The organism is Neolewinella marina, from assembly GCF_002631205.1.
Lineage (GTDB): Bacteria > Bacteroidota > Bacteroidia > Chitinophagales > Saprospiraceae > Neolewinella > Neolewinella marina.
Genome location: NZ_PDLO01000004.1, coordinates 243,236 through 261,814 on the forward strand (window position 1 = coordinate 243,236; position 18,579 = coordinate 261,814).

General features: G+C 63.8%; 15 protein-coding genes. 9 read left to right on the forward strand and 6 right to left on the reverse strand.

What is annotated here, in order from left to right; genetic code table 11:
• The first annotated feature begins 52 nt into the window (after positions 1–52).
• Entirely contained in the window at positions 53–1,369 is a 1,317-nt protein-coding gene (locus CGL56_RS11435) for a ferredoxin reductase family protein (RefSeq protein ID WP_099106693.1), read from the forward strand.
• 22 nt (positions 1,370–1,391) lie between these two features.
• Positions 1,392–2,009, forward strand: coding sequence for a c-type cytochrome (locus CGL56_RS11440; protein ID WP_099106694.1), 618 nt, complete (start codon positions 1,392–1,394; stop codon positions 2,007–2,009).
• 127 nt (positions 2,010–2,136) lie between these two features.
• Here the strand turns inward: CGL56_RS11440 and CGL56_RS11445 are convergent, their stop codons facing one another.
• The 3 genes from CGL56_RS11445 to CGL56_RS11455 all read right to left on the reverse strand — a co-directional run bounded on the left by CGL56_RS11445 (position 2,137) and on the right by CGL56_RS11455 (position 5,311).
• Positions 2,137–3,243, reverse strand: a complete 1,107-nt coding sequence (locus tag CGL56_RS11445) for a carboxymuconolactone decarboxylase family protein (protein ID WP_143470698.1) — start codon at positions 3,241–3,243, stop codon at positions 2,137–2,139.
• 173 nt (positions 3,244–3,416) lie between these two features.
• A complete protein-coding gene (locus tag CGL56_RS11450; RefSeq protein ID WP_099106696.1) occupies positions 3,417–4,202 on the reverse strand; it encodes an adenylate/guanylate cyclase domain-containing protein in 786 nt (261 codons plus the stop codon).
• Positions 4,199–5,311, reverse strand: a complete 1,113-nt coding sequence (locus CGL56_RS11455; protein ID WP_099106697.1) for a carboxymuconolactone decarboxylase family protein — start codon at positions 5,309–5,311, stop codon at positions 4,199–4,201. Before CGL56_RS11455 ends, CGL56_RS11450 begins: the two co-directional genes overlap by 4 nt.
• A 415-nt stretch (positions 5,312–5,726) precedes the next feature.
• Between CGL56_RS11455 and CGL56_RS18250 the strand changes: the two genes are divergently transcribed.
• From CGL56_RS18250 to CGL56_RS11470, 4 genes are read left to right on the forward strand one after another with little or no spacing between them, the layout of a single operon-like run.
• Positions 5,727–6,248: a hypothetical protein gene (locus tag CGL56_RS18250; RefSeq protein WP_167641680.1), complete on the forward strand. Its 522-nt coding sequence runs from the start codon at positions 5,727–5,729 to the stop codon at positions 6,246–6,248.
• Positions 6,245–7,348, forward strand: a complete 1,104-nt coding sequence (locus CGL56_RS18255) for a phosphotransferase family protein (protein WP_167641679.1) — start codon at positions 6,245–6,247, stop codon at positions 7,346–7,348. The genes CGL56_RS18250 and CGL56_RS18255 overlap by 4 nt, the downstream gene beginning before the upstream one ends.
• A gap of 1 nt (position 7,349) precedes the next feature.
• Positions 7,350–8,342: a T3SS effector HopA1 family protein gene (locus tag CGL56_RS11465; RefSeq protein WP_099106699.1), complete on the forward strand. Its 993-nt coding sequence runs from the start codon at positions 7,350–7,352 to the stop codon at positions 8,340–8,342.
• Positions 8,302–9,510 (forward strand): lanthionine synthetase LanC family protein, encoded by a 1,209-nt coding sequence (locus CGL56_RS11470; RefSeq protein ID WP_099106700.1) that lies wholly within the window; start codon positions 8,302–8,304, stop codon positions 9,508–9,510. The genes CGL56_RS11465 and CGL56_RS11470 overlap by 41 nt, the downstream gene beginning before the upstream one ends.
• A 9-nt stretch (positions 9,511–9,519) precedes the next feature.
• On the opposite strand, the gene CGL56_RS11475 is transcribed toward CGL56_RS11470, so the two are convergent.
• Positions 9,520–10,518, reverse strand: a complete 999-nt coding sequence (locus CGL56_RS11475; RefSeq protein WP_167641678.1) for a ferritin-like domain-containing protein — start codon at positions 10,516–10,518, stop codon at positions 9,520–9,522.
• A gap of 203 nt (positions 10,519–10,721) precedes the next feature.
• Between CGL56_RS11475 and CGL56_RS11480 the strand changes: the two genes are divergently transcribed.
• Entirely contained in the window at positions 10,722–13,187 is a 2,466-nt protein-coding gene (locus CGL56_RS11480; protein ID WP_245851973.1) for a ligase-associated DNA damage response DEXH box helicase, read from the forward strand.
• A gap of 165 nt (positions 13,188–13,352) precedes the next feature.
• Here the strand turns inward: CGL56_RS11480 and CGL56_RS11485 are convergent, their stop codons facing one another.
• Complete coding sequence (locus tag CGL56_RS11485) at positions 13,353–13,892, reverse strand: hypothetical protein (protein WP_099106702.1); 540 nt, start codon at positions 13,890–13,892, stop codon at positions 13,353–13,355.
• Positions 13,893–13,908: 16 nt separating this feature from the next.
• Positions 13,909–16,926, reverse strand: a complete 3,018-nt coding sequence (locus CGL56_RS11490; RefSeq protein WP_099106703.1) for a T9SS type B sorting domain-containing protein — start codon at positions 16,924–16,926, stop codon at positions 13,909–13,911.
• Between the two features lie 109 nt (positions 16,927–17,035).
• Between CGL56_RS11490 and CGL56_RS11495 the strand changes: the two genes are divergently transcribed.
• Positions 17,036–17,788 carry a CDP-alcohol phosphatidyltransferase family protein gene (locus tag CGL56_RS11495; protein WP_167641677.1) on the forward strand — a complete coding sequence of 251 codons (753 nt, stop codon included), beginning with the start codon at positions 17,036–17,038 and terminating at the stop codon, positions 17,786–17,788.
• Positions 17,785–18,036: a phosphoribosylformylglycinamidine synthase subunit PurS gene (gene purS / locus CGL56_RS11500; RefSeq protein WP_099106705.1), complete on the forward strand. Its 252-nt coding sequence runs from the start codon at positions 17,785–17,787 to the stop codon at positions 18,034–18,036. The genes CGL56_RS11495 and purS overlap by 4 nt, the downstream gene beginning before the upstream one ends.
• The last annotated feature ends 543 nt before the right edge of the window (positions 18,037–18,579 follow it).

An 18,579-nucleotide genomic window follows, 5' to 3' on the forward strand; every position in this document is an offset into this window, starting at 1 on the left:
ACCGGGGCTCCTGACGGACCGGGCTCTGCCCCCAAACCCCGAGCGCTCCCCTATGAACAGAACCATACTCGGTTTCCTCTGGCTGGCCCTTTACCTCCTCGTCGTGCTGGCGCCCATCGGGCTCATGCTGGTGCCGCCGGTTCCCAGCGGGCGGTCGTTTTGGGTGGAGCTGTCGGTGGCCCTGGGTTTCGTGGGACTTACCCAGATCGGCATCCAGTTCGTGCTCATCGCCCGCTTCAAGCCGCTGACCTACCCCTTCGGCATCGACGTGGTGCTGAAGTATCACCGGCAGATCGCGGTGGTGGCCCTGCTGTTCGTGCTCGTCCACCCGGTGCTGCTGCTCATGGAGCATCCGGCGCGGGTGGCCCTCCTCAATCCCCTCGGCGGCACCTACGCCAGCAAGTTCGGCCTCGGGGCGGTACTGCTGCTGCTGGCCCTGGTGGCCACCTCCATCTGGCGCGTGCGGCTGCGCATCCCTTACGAGACCTGGCGCGGCCTCCATACCGGACTCGGGGTGCTGGCCCTGGCCTTTTCCCAGGTGCACGTTTCCCTGGCCGGACTCTACATCAATACCCTCTGGAAGCAGATACTGTGGCTCGCCTCCAGCGGGATCCTGCTGTCACTCATCGTCTACCTGCGCCTCGTCAAGCCCTGGCTGCAGAAGCGCCGCCCCTGGCGGGTGGTCGGGGTACGGCCGGAGGGGGGCGGCACGGTCAACATCGACATCGAGGCGGTGGGCCACGACGGCTTTCGCTTCCACCCCGGACAGTTCGCCTGGATCAAGGTGGGCGGCTCGCCCTACACCCTGGAGGAGCACCCCTTTTCCTTTGCCTCCAGCGCCGAGCAGACCACCCGGCTGTCGTTCGGGGTGAAGGCCCTGGGCGACTTCTCCGAACGCATGCAGCAGCTCGAGGCGGGCACCACGGTGTACATCGACGGTCCCCACGGGGCCTTCTCCATCGACCGCGCCCAGGCCCCGGGCTACGTTTTCATCGCGGGCGGCGTGGGCATCACCCCGATGATGAGCTTCCTCACCACCCTGGCCGACCGCGGCGACCCCCGCCCCATCCTGCTCATCTACAGCACCAATACGGAGTCTGAGCTGGCCTACAGCGACGAGATCGAGGCCCTGAAGGAGCGGCTCGACCTGGAGACGGTCTTCGTACTCGACGAGCCGCCCCACGACTGGGCCGCCGAGGAGGGACAAGTCACAGGCGAACTGCTCGACCGCCGCCTGCCGAAGGAGCGCTTCGTACGCCGCTTCTTCATCTGTGGCCCTTCGCCCATGATGCAGGCCGTGGAGCGGGCCCTCCTCGACCACGGCGTACCCCAGTCGCACATCTACCTGGAAGAATTCGCCCTGGCCTGAACCCTTTCCTCAATCCCCCGTCATGCGCCACATTCTCGCCCACATCTTCACCTACGCCCTGGCCATCGGCCTGGTGGTCGGTGCCGTGATCTTCGCCTGGGCCCGCAGCGAGCAGCTGGTGATCGCGCGGGAAGCGGACGTGGAGCCCCGGGTCCTCGACCGGGATACCGACCTCGCCTCCCCCGACTGGCTGGCCTTCGGCGAACGGACCTACCGCGTCAGTTGCCAGAACTGCCATACCGTCGACGGCTCAGGGCGCGGCATGTACCCCCCGATCCAGCGCATGGCGGCCCACCTGCGGGCCGGGGGCGGGCGCGACTACCTCATCAACGTCACCCTCTACGGCCTCTACACCGCCACCTACGGTGCCCCCATGCCCCCGATGCCGGAGCTCAGCGACGCTGAAGTGGCCGCCGTCACCAATTACATCCTGCTGCAGTTTGCCGGCGAAGCGCAGGAGCCGGACACCACCCGGCTGATCCGGCCCGCCGACGTGTCCGCCCAGCGCGGTCTACACCTCAGCGAGTGGGACGTGGCCGATAGCCGCCCCGCCATCCCCTCCGCCGAAGCCCTCGGCCGCGGCGTGCGGGTGAACATCACCACCGACGCCCCCGCCGTACCGGAGGGGAAGGATGAGTAGGCTGGTTCCGGAGCTTCGCTCCGGATTATTGTGCGGCTCCGCGGACGTGATGACCGCGAGCTTAGCTCGCGAACCAGCCCAACCCGAGACGTGATGACCGCAAGCCAAGCTCGCGAACCACCCCCCCTCACCGGCTCTGCTCCAGGATGATGCTCAGCCGCGCCACCCAGTTGGCCAGCGCGACCAGCCCGCAGATTTCAATGATCTCCTCCTTTTTCAGACCGGCTACGAACCTCCGCGCCGTGTACTGGATATCGGGCACCTTGTAGTTGACCGTATCCCGGGCAAAGTGGATGAACCGGGCTTCAAAAGGCGTCAGTTGGTCGGAGCTCAGGTACCTGAGCAGGTGGTCGATATCATCCCGCCGCCAGCCCTCCAACTCCATCAGTTGCCGGCCTTCGGTGGTACACACCGGGCAGTTGAGTGCTTGGGCCACGACCACGAACGTCAGGGCTTTCGTCCGGCGGGAAAGGTGGGGGGATTGCCAGCATTCCTCGAGGATACATTCCAGCATGGGGGCCGTGGGGGAGCCGTGGAGGGCATCAATCAATTTTCCACCCAGCCTGGGGGTACCCGGTTGGGCCGCCCGCGGCTGGAACTTGCTTACGTTCTTGCGTTGGGCCCGGGTGATGAACTTCTCTAGCAATACCCTTACCAGGGGCCGCAACAGCCGGCTGAGGGGGTTCTTTTCCAGCTGCTCGATATCGTTCGGGGGGATGGCGAGAATGGTGGCCAGGCGGTTGCTGTAGCAGGCGTTGGTGGCCACGTAAGCCACTTCGGCAATCGCCTCCCGGCTGTATCCTGCCCCGGCCAGCCCGGCCAGGTCGCTGGCGTCCGGCCGCGGATCGGAGCGGGCGCACTTGCGGGCGAAGGACAGGGCCGTCAAGGTGCGTTCATCCAGCTCCGACTGGTAGAGGTCCTCTTCCAGTTGACTGATGCGTTTCTCGGAATAGCCCGTCAGGCGCAGGATGGAACGGGTGGCCCCGTAACAGTGGCGGCAGGAGTTTTCCATGCTGACGATCAGAGTGATCAGGTCCGTCAGGCGACCAGAAATGTGTGCTACCTGCTGCATATTGGTGGCCAAGGTCCAGGCCACCCAGGGAACGGGAACCAGGTAGGCGATGCTGTTGAGCGGAAAGCCCAGGTGGTTACGGATCTCCCGCTCAACCTCGGTATTGGGCGTGGGGGCCACCAAAGGAGTGTCACACCAGTCGATTTCCGCCAAGGATCCCATATGCCAACTGGATTTGGGTGATTGAATCCGGGATGTGCCACCGGCCGTTTCCCGGGGTCCGGGCCTCCTCCTGCGCAAGCTGCCCGTCCATTCCGCCCTCTCCTAAGATAATCCCCCGCGGCCAGAGTTGCCAGCCCGGAGTAGCCCATGTTCCTGATCCGGTGCCGGAAGGCTCAGGGGCGATCCGCGTAGGACTCAACGGTAAAAAGCGTCAGGGCTTCCCGTTTGCCCTTTACCGTGATGGGGGGCAGCTCCCGGACGCGGAACTTCTCGTCCAGTTGCTGACGTATTGCCTGACTGATCAGGATGTCGACCTGGTGAAAACGGGTCTGCGCCTCGATGCGGGCGGCGGTATTCACCGCATCGCCGATCACGGTGAACTCCATCAGTTGCTGGTTGCCGATCACGCCGGCGACTACCGGTCCGCAGTGAATGCCGATCCCGATTTCCAGGGGGTCAAGATTCCTGCTCTCCAGGGAGGCGTTGTAGTCTTTCAGCGCGGCACGCATGGCCAGGGCGGCCCACACCGCGTCCAGGGCATGCCAGCGGTTGGAATGGGGGGTGCCGAACAGCGCCATCAGCCCGTCGCCAATGAATTTGGATACGTAGCCGCGGTGTTGACTGATCGCCAGGCTCATGCACTCAAAATATCCGTTGAGCACCTCAACCAGTTGCTCCGCCTCCATCCGCTCGGCCAGCTTCGTGAATCCCACAATATCCACGAACATGATGCTTACTTCCTGCCGCTCTCCGTGGATGGAGATCCCCTGACGGATGATTTCTTCCACTACCCGGCGGGGGGCAAAGCGGTGAAAGGCCATTTGCACCTGTTGCAGTTCCAGGGAGGCCGAGTTCAGGGCCGCCCGCAACCGGCCGATCCTGCGCCGGGCACGGACCAGCAAAAACGCAAGCAGCAGCACCAGGGCGACGGCCAGGAGGATGGGGAGCACCGCGTTCATGCCGTTTCGCTTTGCTCCAGGATGATACTCAGGCGGGCCACCCAGTTGGCCAGGGCCACGAGGCCGCAGAGCTCAATGATTTCCTCTTTTCCCATACCCGTAAGGAATCTCCGGGCCACGAACTGGATATCCGGCACCTGGTAATTGACCGTATCCCGCGCAAAATGGATGAAGCTGGATTCAAATCCGTTCAGTGCATCCGAACTCAGATAGGTCTGCAGGTGGTCGATGTCCTCCTGGAGCAATCCCTCGCTTTTCAATAGCTGACTGGCCTCGGCGGTACAAACGGGGCAGTTGAGGGTGCGGGCGATGATGGCGAAAGCCAGGGCCTTGGTCCGTGTTGCGGTGTGGGGCGAATGCCAGCATCCGTTGAGTATACTTTGCAGCACGTCGGCCGTGGGGGAGCCTTGCAGTGCATTGACCAGCCGGCCTCCGAAGGGAACGCCCTGCGGATTACCGGGCGCGGATGCATACTTGCGGATATTCCTTTTCCTGGCCCGGTTGAGGAATTTCCGGAACCCGATGGCCACCAGGGGCCGGAACAGCCGCGTAAGCAGGCTATTGTCCTGGTCTTCGATCCCGTCGGGGGGGATAGCCAGCAGGGTGGCCAGGCGGTTGCTGTAGCAGGTATTGGTGGCCACGTACGCTACCTCCGCTACGGCTACCCGGCTTAACCCGACGCGTTCGAGAACCTCGAGGTCGCGGGCGTCCGGGCGGGGATCGGCGCGGGCGCACTTCCGGGAGAAGTCCAGTACCGCCTTACTCCTTTCATCGAGTTTTGCGTGGAAGAAGTCCTCCTCCAGTTCACTGATGCGGTTTTGGGAGTAACCCGTCAGCCGCAGGATGGAGCGCGTGGCCCCGTAACAGTGGCGGCAGGAATTTTCCATACTGACGACCAGGGTGATCAGGTCTGCCAGTCGGCTCGGAATATGGGCCACCGGCTGAATCTTGGTGGCAAACGACCAGGCCACCCAGGGGACGGGCGCCAGGTAGGGAATGCTCGTCAGGGAAAGCCCCAGCTGCCGGCGGATCTCCTGCTCGACAAGCGTACCCCGCGTGGGTGCCACCAAAGGGGTTTCACACCACTCGATCTGGTCTACGATTGCCATGGCCTTGCCGAAGGTGAATCAGGAAATCCGGGGTAGCTCACGGGTGGGGTATTGTGCTGGAAAATGGGGCGGCGGCGGCAAGGCCCCGGTTCTTTCCCGGTAGCCCGTCGCTTCGGGGTCCGGAGTTCTTCCCCTAAGATAGTCCGCTACGGCTGGATTCCCCGGGCTCCTGCGCCCCGCCGCCAATCACACGTTCCAACAAATATGCGCAAACACAACCCCGCCCAACCTTGCTATTACGGGTGACGGGGCGTATATTAGACAAAACAGCATATGCTTACCCCCCAACAATCCGGGTGAGCCATCCCAGGGCGTGCACACCAGCCCGTCCTACCCTTTTCTCCGCCCCATACAAAACCACATACACCATCACCTGTCCAGCGCCGGTCGCCCCGGTGCCCAACACCCGTATGCCATGGCCAAGCGATCATCCAGCAAGAATGTCGACCTGAAACCCGATCTCTCCGACAAGGACCTCCGGGGCGGCGGCCGCGACCACATCGTTATCCACGGCATCGTCGGGGAAGAGGAGGACGGCCGCGTAAAGGTGTACCTCAACTACGAACTCGACGCCTACGTGATGCTGCCCACGAAGCACATTACCTCCCGCGAGCGCACCAAGGACGACACCGGCGTCGAACTGAGCATCCTGCACTTCGACAAGAACGTGAAAGTGGAAGTGGTTCGGGTAACCCGCGATCAGGTGGAATCCGACTTCCTGGAGGAAGCCCTGATGACCGCCTCCTCGGGGCAGTACCCCTCCGCGGACAGCCACCTGATTGCCTTCACCCCGGCCACGCCCACCATCACCCGCACCATCACCCTGGCCACCAAGTACCTCTGCACCAAGTCGGCCTGCCGCGTTACTGTGGTGTGTACCCTGGTGTGTACCGTGATCTGTCCCAAGCCCTGGACCAAAAACTGGTTCTGCCCTTGACACACAGTAGCCGGGACATCGTCAGCCTCCTGATCACCCGGGGGCTTCTGAGCGCCGCGGAGATCATCGACCACGGCGTGAAGGTGCAGTCCTTCGAACGGAAGAACCTTTCCTTCAGCGTCCGCACGCCCCGCCGGTCCTGCCTGGTGAAACTGGCCAGGCAACCGGAAGACAACAGCATCACCCGGGAGGCCGCCGTATACGCGGCCCTGTCCGCGGCCGCCGCCGCCACGCCGCTGCTCACTCACCTGCCCCGGGTGATCGACTACGACCCCGACCGGAAAATCCTGGTGCTGGAGTGGATAGAAGGCCACACCCTCTACGACCACCACCGGCTGCGGGAGGCCCCCCACCCCCACCTGGGCCGGCAGTCGGGCGAAATCCTCCACTACCTGCACGGACTGGACCCCACGGCCTTCGCCGACCTGGCAATGGACTCCCCCCGGCCCTGGATCCTGCGCTTCGACGCCCCGCCCGTTCACATTCTCGCTACCGAAAGCAGCGGCATCCTTCACCTGGCCCGCCTCATCCAGACCGACGACACCCTACTGCGCGCCATGCGCACCGTGGCGGAAAGCTGGAAAGTCGACGCCCTTTGCCACAACGACTTCCGCCTCAACAACGTCCTCCACGCCCCCGAATCCGGGAAGGAAGGGGCGCCTTCGAAGGTCTACCTCATCGACTGGGAGCTCTGCGCCCCGGGCTACGCCCTCTGGGACCTGGTTTCCTTCTTCGAGAGCTACGTCCAGCTGTGGGTGCTCGGCAAATCGTCCCTGCGGGAACCCGAAGCGGCGGTGTCCATCACCCACTTCCAGCGGCTCATCGGGGCCTTCTGGGAGGCCTACCGGTCCCGGGAATCCGCCCCTGGTGGCGACCGGCTACGGACCATCACCCTGGTGGCCAACATGATCGGCCTGAAACTGCTGCAATCGGCCCTGGAGTACGCTCAGCGCTCCAACGAACCCACCCGGGAGTCGGTCATGCTGCTGGAGTGCGGCCGCAAGTTCTGCACCCACCCCCTGGAGGCCTGGGTCCACATTCTGGGTATCCCCCTGACCCGTAAAACCGGCGCTTTCCACAACGCCTCAACCCTGATCTGATATGGAACCCCCGTGGCTCTCCGCCGTTGCCGCCGCCGTCACCCTCCGGGGCCCTTCCCTGTGCTGGTTCGACGAGGTGGTTGCCCCGGAGATGCTGCGTTACACCGACGACGGGTCGATCCTGAACCAATCCGAACTGGTGGATACGGTTACCGGTCTGCTGTACAAGCTGTTCTATTGCGCCGGAGCGCCGGTGCTGTGGGGCTCCTACAACAGCCGGCTGAGCGCGATGCCCGCCGCCAGCATCGCCGACCTCCTCCACGCCGCCAACGCCGGTCGGGGCCGCCGCGAGGCCGACTGGCGCTACGTGGGGCCCGCCACCTCCCCCGACGGCGGCACCGTGGTCGAGAAGGATGGCCTGCGGGTAACCGTACCGGAAGCCCCGCCTACCCGTCCGGTGGTGGTGACGCTGCCGCACGGGTCCTTCGGCCGGTCCCAGGGTTTCTACGTGGCCCACAGCGACGTACCCTTCCCCATGGATGCCCCGCTGTCGCGCCTCTACCTGAACGTGAGCTACCCCGGTGCCGGGCCCATGATGCAGCTGGTGACTACCCTGTTGAACGAGCGCCGCCTGCCCTTCGACTTCAAGGTAGCCAACGCGGGCACCGGTTTCAACCGCTGCGACAGCGCCGTGCTCTACTTCCCCCGCCGCAACCTGCCCACCCTGTTGGAGCTCCTCCTCCCCCGACTGCTCGAAGCCGGCCGCCGGGGCTACCTGCGCGATGTTACCCCGGCCCTGACCTGCCGCCTCACCTCCGGGGTAGCTGCCGCCGACGACCCGGAGAACGGCGACAGCTTCGGTCACCACCGTTGCCAGGTCATCGCCCACGGCATCGTGGCCGCCCTCACCTCCGATAATCCCGCCCTGAAGGTCCGCGCGATTCAGGCGGCCTTCACCCGAGCCGCCCTGGACCTCCACCGCCCCTACCTCAACGCATCCACAACCGATCCTTATGCTCACCATTGCCAGCAGTCCGTTACTCACCCCGCTTAACTACCTCGTCGACGACATCGAACAGGACGGCATCGCCGACGCCAAACGCATCATCTGGCTGGAGACCCAGAACGCCTTCGACCCCGAGATCGGCGTGATCGGCCCCGACCTCTACACCGGCATGGCGGGCATGGCCATCACCTACCTCAACGCCTACCGGGTGGGCGGCCGCCGCCACCACCGGAAGATCGCGAAGCACTGTCTGCACTACGCCCTCGACCACGCCGACGACATCGCCCCGGAACATCGCCCGGGCTTCTACAACGGCTGGGCGGGCCTGCTCTACGCGGCAGTCTACGGGCATTCGGTACTCTGGGACGAAGTCCTCCGCGCCCGGGCGGAAGACCTGCTGCAGCGACTCGCCGCCCTGCCAGTGGGCCAGGAATACGATCTCATGACCGGAGCGGCGGGCACGGTGCTGGCGACGGCCCTGGTGGCCCCGGTACTGGGCGAACCGGCCAAACGGGTTGGCCTGTCAGCGGCGGAGGGCCTCCACGAAGCCGCGATCCGCCATCCCGACTCCGGGGCCGTAAGTTGGAAAACCGCCGGCGACCAACTCCCCCTCACGGGGCTGTCCCACGGCAACGCGGGCATCGGCTGGGCCCTGTGCGAACTTCACGCCGCAACCGATGAGACGTGGCTGGAGGAACTGGCCGGCCAGGCCTTCCGCTACGAACGGCAGTACTTCGACACCGACGCCGGCAACTGGTACGACCTGCGGCACTACGCCTCGGCGGATACCCTTCGCCACACCCCCCCGCCCTGCGAGACCGCCTGGTGCCACGGTGCGGGGGGCATCGCCCTGTCGCGGTTGCGCGCCTACGAGATCACCGGCGACCGCGACTACCTGTCCGAGCTCACCGTGGCGGCCCGCACCCTCAGCTCCGCGGTGGCCGGCGAGCATCCGGAGCGGGAGTTGCCCTCCTGCCTCTGCCACGGGCTGGTCGGCAACCTGGACATCCTGCTTACCCTGCGCCGGCGTGCGTTGCCGGAACTCTCCTTCCTGGAAGATACCCCGCGCTACGAGCCGGATCTCGTGGCGTTCGCCACGGACCGGCGCCGGCGATCCATTGACCCCGGATTATTCCTGGGGCTCGGTGGAATGGCCCACTACCTGATGCGGCTGGCCAACCCCGGCATTCCCCCGGTGTTGCTGCCGGCCCTGTAAGCGCGGGAATCAGGCCACGCAGGTGAAGGTGGGCCCGGCGTAGGTGCCGTCGGCTAACCGGACCTGGGCCAGGTCTTCTGCCTCAGTACGGAGTTGACGCATCATGCCGATGCTCCCGAAGATCCTCGTGGGCTGGCCGTTAAAGGTGGCGTGTAATGCCTCCAGCAGTTCGGTGTAGGTGCGGTTGAAGGCGAGGTTCAGGGGTTCGGCGGGGGTGCCCTGGTACTGGGTGGGGGTGGGATTGGTAATGAGGTTGCGGATGCCGGCCCGGTCCAGGCAGATCGGCGCGCCAATATCCGCCGGGCGGGAGGGGTCCGTTGGGGGCAGGTATTCGTATCCCTTGTAGATCGATTCGAAGAGGTAGTAGTGGGCCAGTTCTCCGGTGCCGTCGAAGGGGGAAGTGGTCGTGCCCTCCCCCTGCTCCACGATGGTTTCTATGGCTTGCAGGGCCGTATTGAGGTCGCGGACGGCGATGAGTTCGTTCCCCGACCAGCCCACCGTGAGTTGCCGGCCCGGATCGCCGGTGAAGATGTCTGCCCCGTGGGACAGCTGCTCCAGCTGCCGCTTGATCTTTCCGTAGAACTGTCCGATCGTCAGCGGGCCGGGGACCAGGGGTAAGCTGAGGGGGTTTTCCGGCTCCTCAATTTCCATGAATACCTCCTTGATCAGGGTGTTGGATATCGGGGCCAGGGGTACTTCCACGCCGGCAACGGCCCCCGGCAGCGGGCCAGGATATACAGGAAGAAAGTCGGGGGCATTCAGTACCGGCGCTCCCCCGATGGCGTTCAGCAGGTTGCAGCAGAGCGACATATGCAGCATTTCCTCCAGTACCACGGAGCGCAGCATTTCAACTACCCGCTGATTAAAGCCCGGCTGCAGGGAATACAGGGCATACAGGTAAGGCGGTATCGTGGCGTGCTCCAGCTCGAGGGCCGTCTGCAGGGCCGTTTTGAGTCCGGCCAGCCCCTGGTCGGGCAGGTTGGAGACCTCTTCTTTCAGGTATATCATGGGTATGGGTGGATATTGACTGAACCGGCCGGTGCCGGCGGTTCGCATAGGTGAATAAATAAGGTATTCCCCAATGGCGTATACCCGCAAATAATGTCCGCCGCCGGAGGCACCCATTCCGTTTATCGAGCCTGCTGCGGGAAGTAACCCCCGGGGAATGCCTCGGTCGGGAACCACCCCGCCCCGCTTACGTTAGAACGGGAGTGACGACCCAACCCCACGCTCCCCTGCTGCGCCGCGGCACCGACTGGTTTACCACCCGGGGGTGGACGCCCTTCCCCTTCCAGCAGGAAGCCTGGGCCGCCTACCTGTCGGGCAAGAGCGGACTGGTGAACGCCCCCACCGGCAGCGGCAAGACCTACTCCCTCATCCTGCCCATCCTCCTCGAGTTCCTTGCCGAGCACCCCGACGACCCCGGGCGGGCCAACAACGGGCTGCGGGCGCTGTGGATCACCCCGATCCGGGCCCTCACCCGCGAGATACAGTCGGCCGCCGAGCGCGCCATCGAAGACCTGGGCCTGCGGTGGCGGGTGGGCATCCGCTCCGGCGACACGTCCTCATCCGACCGCGGCAAGCAGCGCCGGTCCCCGCCCGAGATCCTCATCACCACCCCCGAAAGCCTCCACCTGCTGATCGCCAGCGCGGGCTACGAGAAGTTCTTCGGCGACCTGCGCGTACTGGTGGCCGACGAATGGCACGAGCTCCTCGGCACCAAGCGGGGGGTGCTGGTGGAACTGGCCCTGAGCCGACTGCGCGGGCTGCGCGGCGACGCCTTCCGCACCTGGGGCATTTCGGCCACCATTGGCAACATGGAAGAGGCCCTGGAGGTACTGATACCCGAGCAAGCGGCGGCCCAGCGCGTGATCGTTCGCTCCCGCCACGCCAAGGAAACGGAGATGATCACCGTGCTACCCGACGAAATCGAGACCTTCCCCTGGGCCGGCCACCTGGGCATCAAGCTGCTCGAGAAGGTGATCCCCATCATCTACGCTTCCGGCTCCACCCTCATTTTCACCAACACCCGCAGCCAGTGCGAGATCTGGTACCAGCGGTTGCTGGACGCCGACCCCGACCTCTCCGGCGCCATCGCCATGCACCACGGCAGCATCAGCCGGGAACTACGCGACTGGGTAGAGGACGCCCTCCACGAAGGCACCCTCAAGGCGGTGGTGTGTACCTCCAGCCTCGACCTGGGGGTAGACTTCCGGCCGGTGGAAACCATCGTCCAGATCGGCAGCCCCAAAGGGGTGGCCCGCTTCCTCCAGCGGGCGGGCCGCAGCGGTCACCAGCCCGGGGCCCGGAGCGTGATCCACTTCGTCCCTACTCACAGCATGGAGCTGCTGGAGGCCTCGGCCTTGCGCCGCTGCATCGACGGGGGGGTGATCGAAAGCCGCATCCCCTACCTGCGCAGCTTCGACGTGCTCGTGCAGTACCTGGTGACCCTGGCCGTGGGCGGCGGGTTCCGGCGGCGGGAGGTGCTGGAAGAGATCCGGGGCACCTTCTGCTTCGCTTCGATCTCGGACGATGAGTTCGCCTGGTGCCTGGACTTCATCACCACCGGCGGCAACAGCCTGGGCGCCTACGACGAATACCACAAGGTGATCCGCGACGAAGAGGGCGTCTACCGCGTGGAAAGCAAACGGGTGGCCACTATGCACCGCATGAGCATAGGCGCCATCGTGAGTGAAACTACCCTGACGATCAAGTACCTCTCGGGCGGCTACATCGGCACCATCGAGGAGTACTTCATTTCGAGCCTGAAGCCCGGGGATACCTTCTGGTTCGCCGGCCGCAGCCTGAAGTTCGTCAAGGTGAAGGGGATGGAAGCCCTCGTCAAGCGCAGCAATGCCAAAAAGGGCAAGGTACCCAGCTGGAAGGGGGGGCGAATGCAGCTCTCCAGCCAGTTGTCGGAGTTCCTGCGCCTCTCCCTCGGCGACCTGAAGCGGGAGAACTACCACGACCGCGAACTCGCCAAGCTGGCCCCCCTGCGCGACATCCAGGCGCAGCGCAGCGCCGTCCCCGCCCCCGACGAGCTCCTGATCGAATATTTCCACGACCGGGAAGGCTACCACCTGTTGATGTACCCCTGCGAAGGACGCGGGATCCACGAGGGTCTCAGCTCCCTGATTGCCTACCGCATCAGCCAGTTCGCGCCCCTAACCTTCACCATCGCCATGAACGACTACGGCTTCGAGCTCCTGAGCGACCAGCCCATCCCGATCGAGGAAGCCCTCGGCAGCGACCTCTTCAACACCACCGAACTTACCGCCGACCTCAACGCGGGCATCAACGCTACCGAAATGGCCCGCCGCCGTTTTCGCGACATTGCCGCCATCGCGGGACTGATCTTCAAAGGCTACCCCGGCAAACAAAAGAAGGAGAAGCATCTGCAAAGCGGTTCCCAGCTCTTCTTCGACGTATTCTCCGACTACGAGCCCAATAACCTCCTCCTCCAGCAAGCCTACGACGAGATCATGACCTTCCAACTACAGGAAGCCAGACTGCGCAGTGCCCTGGAACGAATAAATTCCCAACACATCCTGTTCCAGACTCCACCCAAGGCCACCCCGTTCAGTTTTGCCCTCATTGTCGACCGGCTCCGGGAACGCATCTCCTCCGAAAAGCTTGAGGACCGGATCAAGCGGATGAGATTGGCTTTGGTACGGTAGTTCTTCAGTACGGTAGTACGGCAGTCTAGCAGTACGGTAGTTCTTCAGTACGGCAGTTTTTGCAGTGTGGGAGCACAGCAGCACAGCAGAACGTATGATTGCATCACGGTCCTGCGGCATTGCCGTACTATTGTACTGCGCTACTGCCGTACTGAGCAACTGTCCCTACAACCCTCCCACAGCACCAATCGTCCATTCCAGTCGCGCATCGATGTTCTGGGTAGTGACGTCAAAAGGAGTGATTACGAGTTCCATGCGGACTTCTTCGTTTTCGAGGAATACGTTGCGGAAGTTCTTTTCTCCGGGATTAAGGTTCACCGTTTGTTGCCGTCGCCCGCCGAGGTCGTCGATGCTGAACATCAGGTCGATGAAGGTGCAGCCGTTCGGACTGGAAACCGGGCACACCCGCAGTTCCATGCGCTCGATCTCGCGGAAGTCCTCCCCCGACAGGCTGGTTACCCTGGCGCGGATACCGCCCACCAGGTCCACGTCGTCGGCGGTGAAGCCCGAGGCATCCAGCTGTTCCTGGAAGCGGGTCTCCAACCGGGGCTGGGCCACCACGAAGGTCTGGAAGGAGGGCTGGCCGGCCGGGATCGTGAAGTTGATGACCGGGTAGTTGATGTCGAACAGCCGCTCGCCGAGCGAACTGCGCGGACAGCCGGAGAGGAGCACGATGGAAAGCAGGGCAAGCAGCAGCGGACGCATGGCAGGGTAGATTGGCTTAGCGGATCACGGCCACGTCGCCCCGGTAGCCTTCCCGCCTCCCGTTGATGTAGCTGACCTCGATGTAGTACACGTATATCCCGCTGTTGACGGGCTCCCCATTGATGGTTCCGTCCCAGCCCAGGGAAGATTCGTTGGCGGGGAAGGGCTCGGGGGCTTCGTAGACCAGTCCGCCCCAGCGGTTATAGATGCGCAGTTGCTCCACGTTGGCCATGGCGCGGTTCCCGAAGATGGTGAAGTTGTCGTTGTTGCCGTCGCCGTTGGGAGAGATGGCGTTGGGCAGGAACGACCGCAGGTCCTCGATGATGGTGAAGGCCACGAAGGCCGTATCCACGCAGCCGGTTTCATTTACGCCAGTGACGAAGATGTCCTCCGAGCGCAGCGGCATCACCCTCACCCGCGAGCAGTCAGGCGTAAGGCACTGTACGCTGTCGGGCCCCCAGCTGTAAGTGACCGGGAAGTAGTTGCTGGTCACGCGCAGGGTGGTATCCTCCCCTAGAAACAAGCGCGCGCCCGGCCCGGCCTGGACGATGAACTCCTCGGGTTGGGTCAGGGCTCCGGCCAGGCTATCCTGGCACCCGTTGCGATCGCGGACGTACAGGGTGTAGCTGCCGGCCAGCAGGTCCGTCAGCTGGGGGTCGGACTGGTAGTCGGTTCCGTCGGCGCTGAAGGTATACTCCGGCGTTCCCCCGGCCGCGGTCAGGGTGAAGGTCCCGGTAGAGTCGCCGAAGCAGTTCAGGTTTTCGCGGTCGATGATGGTGGCCACGATTTCTTCCGGATTGGTCAGGGTAACCGATTCGGTGATGGTGCAGCCCACGCTGTCGGTCAGCTCCAGGGTATAGGTCCCGGCGTCGGTCTGCTCGCGGAAGTTGCCTTGCACTCCGTCCTGCCAGGCGTAGGTATAGCCCGGTCGTCCTCCCTCGGCAAAGGCCAGGATGGCCCCGTCGGCCTCACCGAAGCAGCTGATGCTGTCTACCTGCAGGTCGGCCGTTAGCACCGGGGGCTCCGTGAGGGTGATTTCAAAGTCGGCCGTGCAGCCGTCCTGGTCTACCGCGCTCACCGGGTAGCTGCCGGCGGCGAATCCCCCCCTTTCGTTTTGCGGCTGGAAACCGTCGCCGAAGTCATAGCGGAAGGGTGCCCGCCCGTTCGCCAGCTCGATGGTGATCCGGCCGCTGGCTTCCCCGTTGCAAATGGGCTCGCTGAAGGTGGAGGCCCCGGCCAGTAGTTCCAGCTGGAGTTCATCAACGAAGATGTCCTGCGCCACCTCACACCCCTCGGCGTCGCGGGCCCGCACCGCCACGGTGCTCACGGCAAGGTTGCTGATCCGGTTATCCGAGGAGAAGGGGCCACCGTTGAAGCTGTATTCATAGGGCGCCGCCCCCCCCGAAAGGATGGTGAATTCCAGGGCGCCGTTCGTTCCCCCGGCGCAGTCGGGCCGCGTGATGAGGGTATCGAATACGAAGGCCGCCGATCCTTCCACGAGGTAGGTGTAGACCGCCTCGCAGCCGGATCCGTCGGTCAGGGTTACGCTGTATTCTCCCACGTCCAGGTTGCTGATCGAGGGGGTGGTGGCCCCGGTGCTCCAGGCGTAAGCCAGGGTGGCGCCCGGCACGCTGCTGCTGCCGGTGAAGTCGATGGCCCCGTCCATGGCCCCGGCGCAGGTGACGTTGGAAATTGCCGCCTGCCCGCTGAACTGGTCTTCGCAGCAGACCACCTCCACCTCACTCATGGTCAGGTACTCGATGCAGTTGCGGGAGCTGGTGATGGCCAGGGTCACGGCGGGGCTGCCGGCCTCGGAGAAGATGATGTCGTGGGGTCCGGCACCGCTGGCAAAACGGGGGGTGGCCGTGGGTCCGAAGTCCCAGTCCCACGACTCGATGCCGTCGACCGAGGTAGACCGGTCCAGGAAGGTCACCGCCTCACCCACGCAGGCTTCGGTGGTGCTGTAGGTCAGGTTGGGCTCCGGGCCGAGGAAGGTACCGGTGCCGCCGAAGTCGATCTCGAATCCGTCGCCCGAGCCGGTGAAGTTCATGATCACCAGGGCGTAGGACTTGCCGGCCTCCATGTCGATGAAGCGGACGTAGTTGTTGTCGCCCGGCGAACAGCCGCAGTTTTCGGTCACGTCGGATTCCCGGTTGCCGAGTCCGGTAGGCCCGAAGCAGGGGATGCTGCTGTTCGGGTCGCCGCCGTTCTCCCCGGAGAACATCTGTCGCAGTACCTCCCGGCGGCCGCAGTTCTCGAGCCCGTCGGTGAGTTCGTAGAGTACGAAGTCGATGTCCTCATTGAAGGCCGAACCCAGGGGGGTGATGTCGAAGGTGAGGGTACCCGGCTGGTCGCAGGTCCACTTGTACCAGGCGGAGTTGCTTTCGCCGGGAGGGCCCTGGCAGGCAACGTTGCCCGACAACAGGTCGTCGTTGCGGTTGCCGCGTCCCTGCAGGAAGTCGACCGCGAAGGAAGAGGTGTCACAGAGTACCACCGCGGTTTCGCAGTCGCCACTGGGGCTGGGCGGGGCGTCGAACTGCTCGGTGCAGAGTTCGAAGGTGCCGGAACGGTCCGCCCGGGCGCCGACCAGGATGTAGTAAGTAGCCCCGCGCTGCAGCTGGTTGTAAATCAGGGATCCGCTGTTCGGGGTATTGTTGCCGGCTACGAAGGTGGAGCGGCAGGCCACGCCGTTGGGGTTGCTGCAGTCCCCTTCGAAGAGGGCGAACTGGGGGGCGGTGAGGCTCCCGCGCCGGTTGCCGCTCTCGTTGCCGATGACCTGGATGGCCACGGAATTGCGCTGGGCCACGAAGCTGAACCAGACGTCCTTGATCTGGTCGCGCTCGTCGATACAGATGGGATAGCCCTCCGGCTGCAGCGACGGGGTGGCGTCCACCGTGGTGAAGGCCTCGGGGCCGGAGCAGTAGCTCAGCGTCATCGGCAGGCGAATCGCCGAACCACAGTCGTCGTTGGCGGGTTGCGCCAGTACGGCACCGGCGGCAAGTAGCCCCAGCAGCAGGAAGTAAATACGATTCATAGTGTCAAAGCTAGCCCTATCATAACTTTTTCAAGGACGCTCTAGGTACGCCCTGGCGCTGGTAAACTGTCCCGACCCTAACAAACCTTTAACTAGTAACTTGCCGGCCGTGAAAGCCTGGATCCCCAACTTCGTAACCCTCCTCAACCTGTTCTGCGGCTGTGCGGCCCTCGTCTGCGTGCTCGACCTGCAGTTCATCCCGGCTTTCTGGTTCCTGTTCGCGGCCGGCTGGTTCGACTTCGCCGACGGACTGGTGGCCCGCTCCCTCAACGTCAGCAGCGACCACGGCAAGGAACTCGACAGCCTGGCCGACATGGTCAGCTTCGGGGTGGTACCGGCGGTGATCTACTATGTATTGCTGCAGTTGCCGACGGACCCGGCACCCGCCCCCGTGGCCGACTGGCCCCTCGCCCTGAAAGCCCCCATCGGCTGGTCGTGGTACGCCGCCCCGGCCCTCATCGTGGCCCTGTTCAGCGCCCTGCGGCTGGCCAAATTCAACCTGGATACCCGGCAGACGGATAACTTTATCGGCGTGGCCACCCCCACCAGCACGGTCTACGCCGTAGGCCTCATGCTCATCGTGGCCACCGACCAGAACTGGGCGCCCTACGTGCTCAACCCCCTCGTCCTTTACCCCTCCATTCTGGTGATGAGCTACCTGCTGGTGAGCGAACATCCGATGTTTTCCTTCAAGCTCCACGGCTTCGGGTGGGCGGGAAATGAGACGCGGTATATCTTTGCGCTCCTGGCAATCTGCCTGCTGATCTTACTGTGGACCTCGGCCTTCCCCTTTATCGTCGTGGTCTACATCATCCTTAACCTGGCGTACCCCCCACCCCCCGCCAAGCCGACTACTCTATGAAGTTCCAAGCTCACATCAACATCATGCCCAAGGCCGAACTCCTCGACCCCCAGGGCAAAGTCGTTGTCAAGAACCTCCCCAACCTGGGCCTCAAAGGGGTAAGCGACGTCCGCATCGGCAAGCACGTCACCATGGAGCTCCACGCCGACAGCGAACAGGAAGCCCACGACAAGGTCGAACTCGCCTGCTCGAAACTGCTCGCCAACGTGATCATGGAGAGCTATGATTTTGTGGTGGAAGAGGTTTAGGGAAGTTCTTTAGTACGTTAGTTCTTTAGTACGTTAGTTGCTGGCATTTATCCCTCGCTGCGCTCAGGTGGGTGCGGCGGTGTGTCTTCTGGGTTCCGATTCTCGCATTTCTGCTTGGGCCCTTCCAATTGGTCAAGGGGTAAAGGGGATAAGGGGTCAATCACGGTGCATTTATCCCTCGCTTCGCTCGGGTGGGTGCGGCAATGCGTTGCCTGACTGCCGCCCATTCTCCTTCGCCTCTCTTCGCTAGGTGCATTGCTACACGGGTCAGAGATCTCATGTTTGCGTCCTGCTACGGTATTCGGGTAAGGGCAGGTATTCTGTTGCGGCGGTGCGCAGGTGCCATGAACCGGCAATAAGTCCGCAACCAGAAACCAGCAACCTCCCAAACAAATATTCCACCAGCACGAAGACCAAATCGTCCGCTGAGCCCTAACCAGCAACCAGCAACCAACCCACCAGACAAACATCCCACCAGCACGAAGACCAAATCGTCCACTGAGCTCCAACCAGAAACCAGACCTCAGACCAGTCGTCGGACGA

Bases quoted from the DNA above. Each gene is read 5' to 3' on its own strand.
- CGL56_RS18250 (WP_167641680.1), top strand. From the start codon at position 5,727: ATGGCCAAGCGATCATCCAGCAAGAATGTCGACCTGAAACCCGATCTC.
- CGL56_RS11440 (WP_099106694.1), top strand. From the start codon at position 1,392: ATGCGCCACATTCTCGCCCACATCTTCACCTACGCCCTGGCCATCGGC.
- purS (WP_099106705.1), top strand. From the start codon at position 17,785: ATGAAGTTCCAAGCTCACATCAACATCATGCCCAAGGCCGAACTCCTC.
- CGL56_RS11455 (WP_099106697.1), bottom strand. From the start codon at position 5,311: ATGGCAATCGTAGACCAGATCGAGTGGTGTGAAACCCCTTTGGTGGCA.
- CGL56_RS11485 (WP_099106702.1), bottom strand. From the start codon at position 13,892: ATGCGTCCGCTGCTGCTTGCCCTGCTTTCCATCGTGCTCCTCTCCGGC.
- CGL56_RS11475 (WP_167641678.1), bottom strand. From the start codon at position 10,518: ATGATATACCTGAAAGAAGAGGTCTCCAACCTGCCCGACCAGGGGCTG.
- CGL56_RS11435 (WP_099106693.1), top strand. From the start codon at position 53: ATGAACAGAACCATACTCGGTTTCCTCTGGCTGGCCCTTTACCTCCTC.
- CGL56_RS11470 (WP_099106700.1), top strand. From the start codon at position 8,302: ATGCTCACCATTGCCAGCAGTCCGTTACTCACCCCGCTTAACTACCTC.
- CGL56_RS11445 (WP_143470698.1), bottom strand. From the start codon at position 3,243: ATGGGATCCTTGGCGGAAATCGACTGGTGTGACACTCCTTTGGTGGCC.
- CGL56_RS11450 (WP_099106696.1), bottom strand. From the start codon at position 4,202: ATGAACGCGGTGCTCCCCATCCTCCTGGCCGTCGCCCTGGTGCTGCTG.
- CGL56_RS11490 (WP_099106703.1), bottom strand. From the start codon at position 16,926: ATGAATCGTATTTACTTCCTGCTGCTGGGGCTACTTGCCGCCGGTGCC.
- CGL56_RS11465 (WP_099106699.1), top strand. From the start codon at position 7,350: ATGGAACCCCCGTGGCTCTCCGCCGTTGCCGCCGCCGTCACCCTCCGG.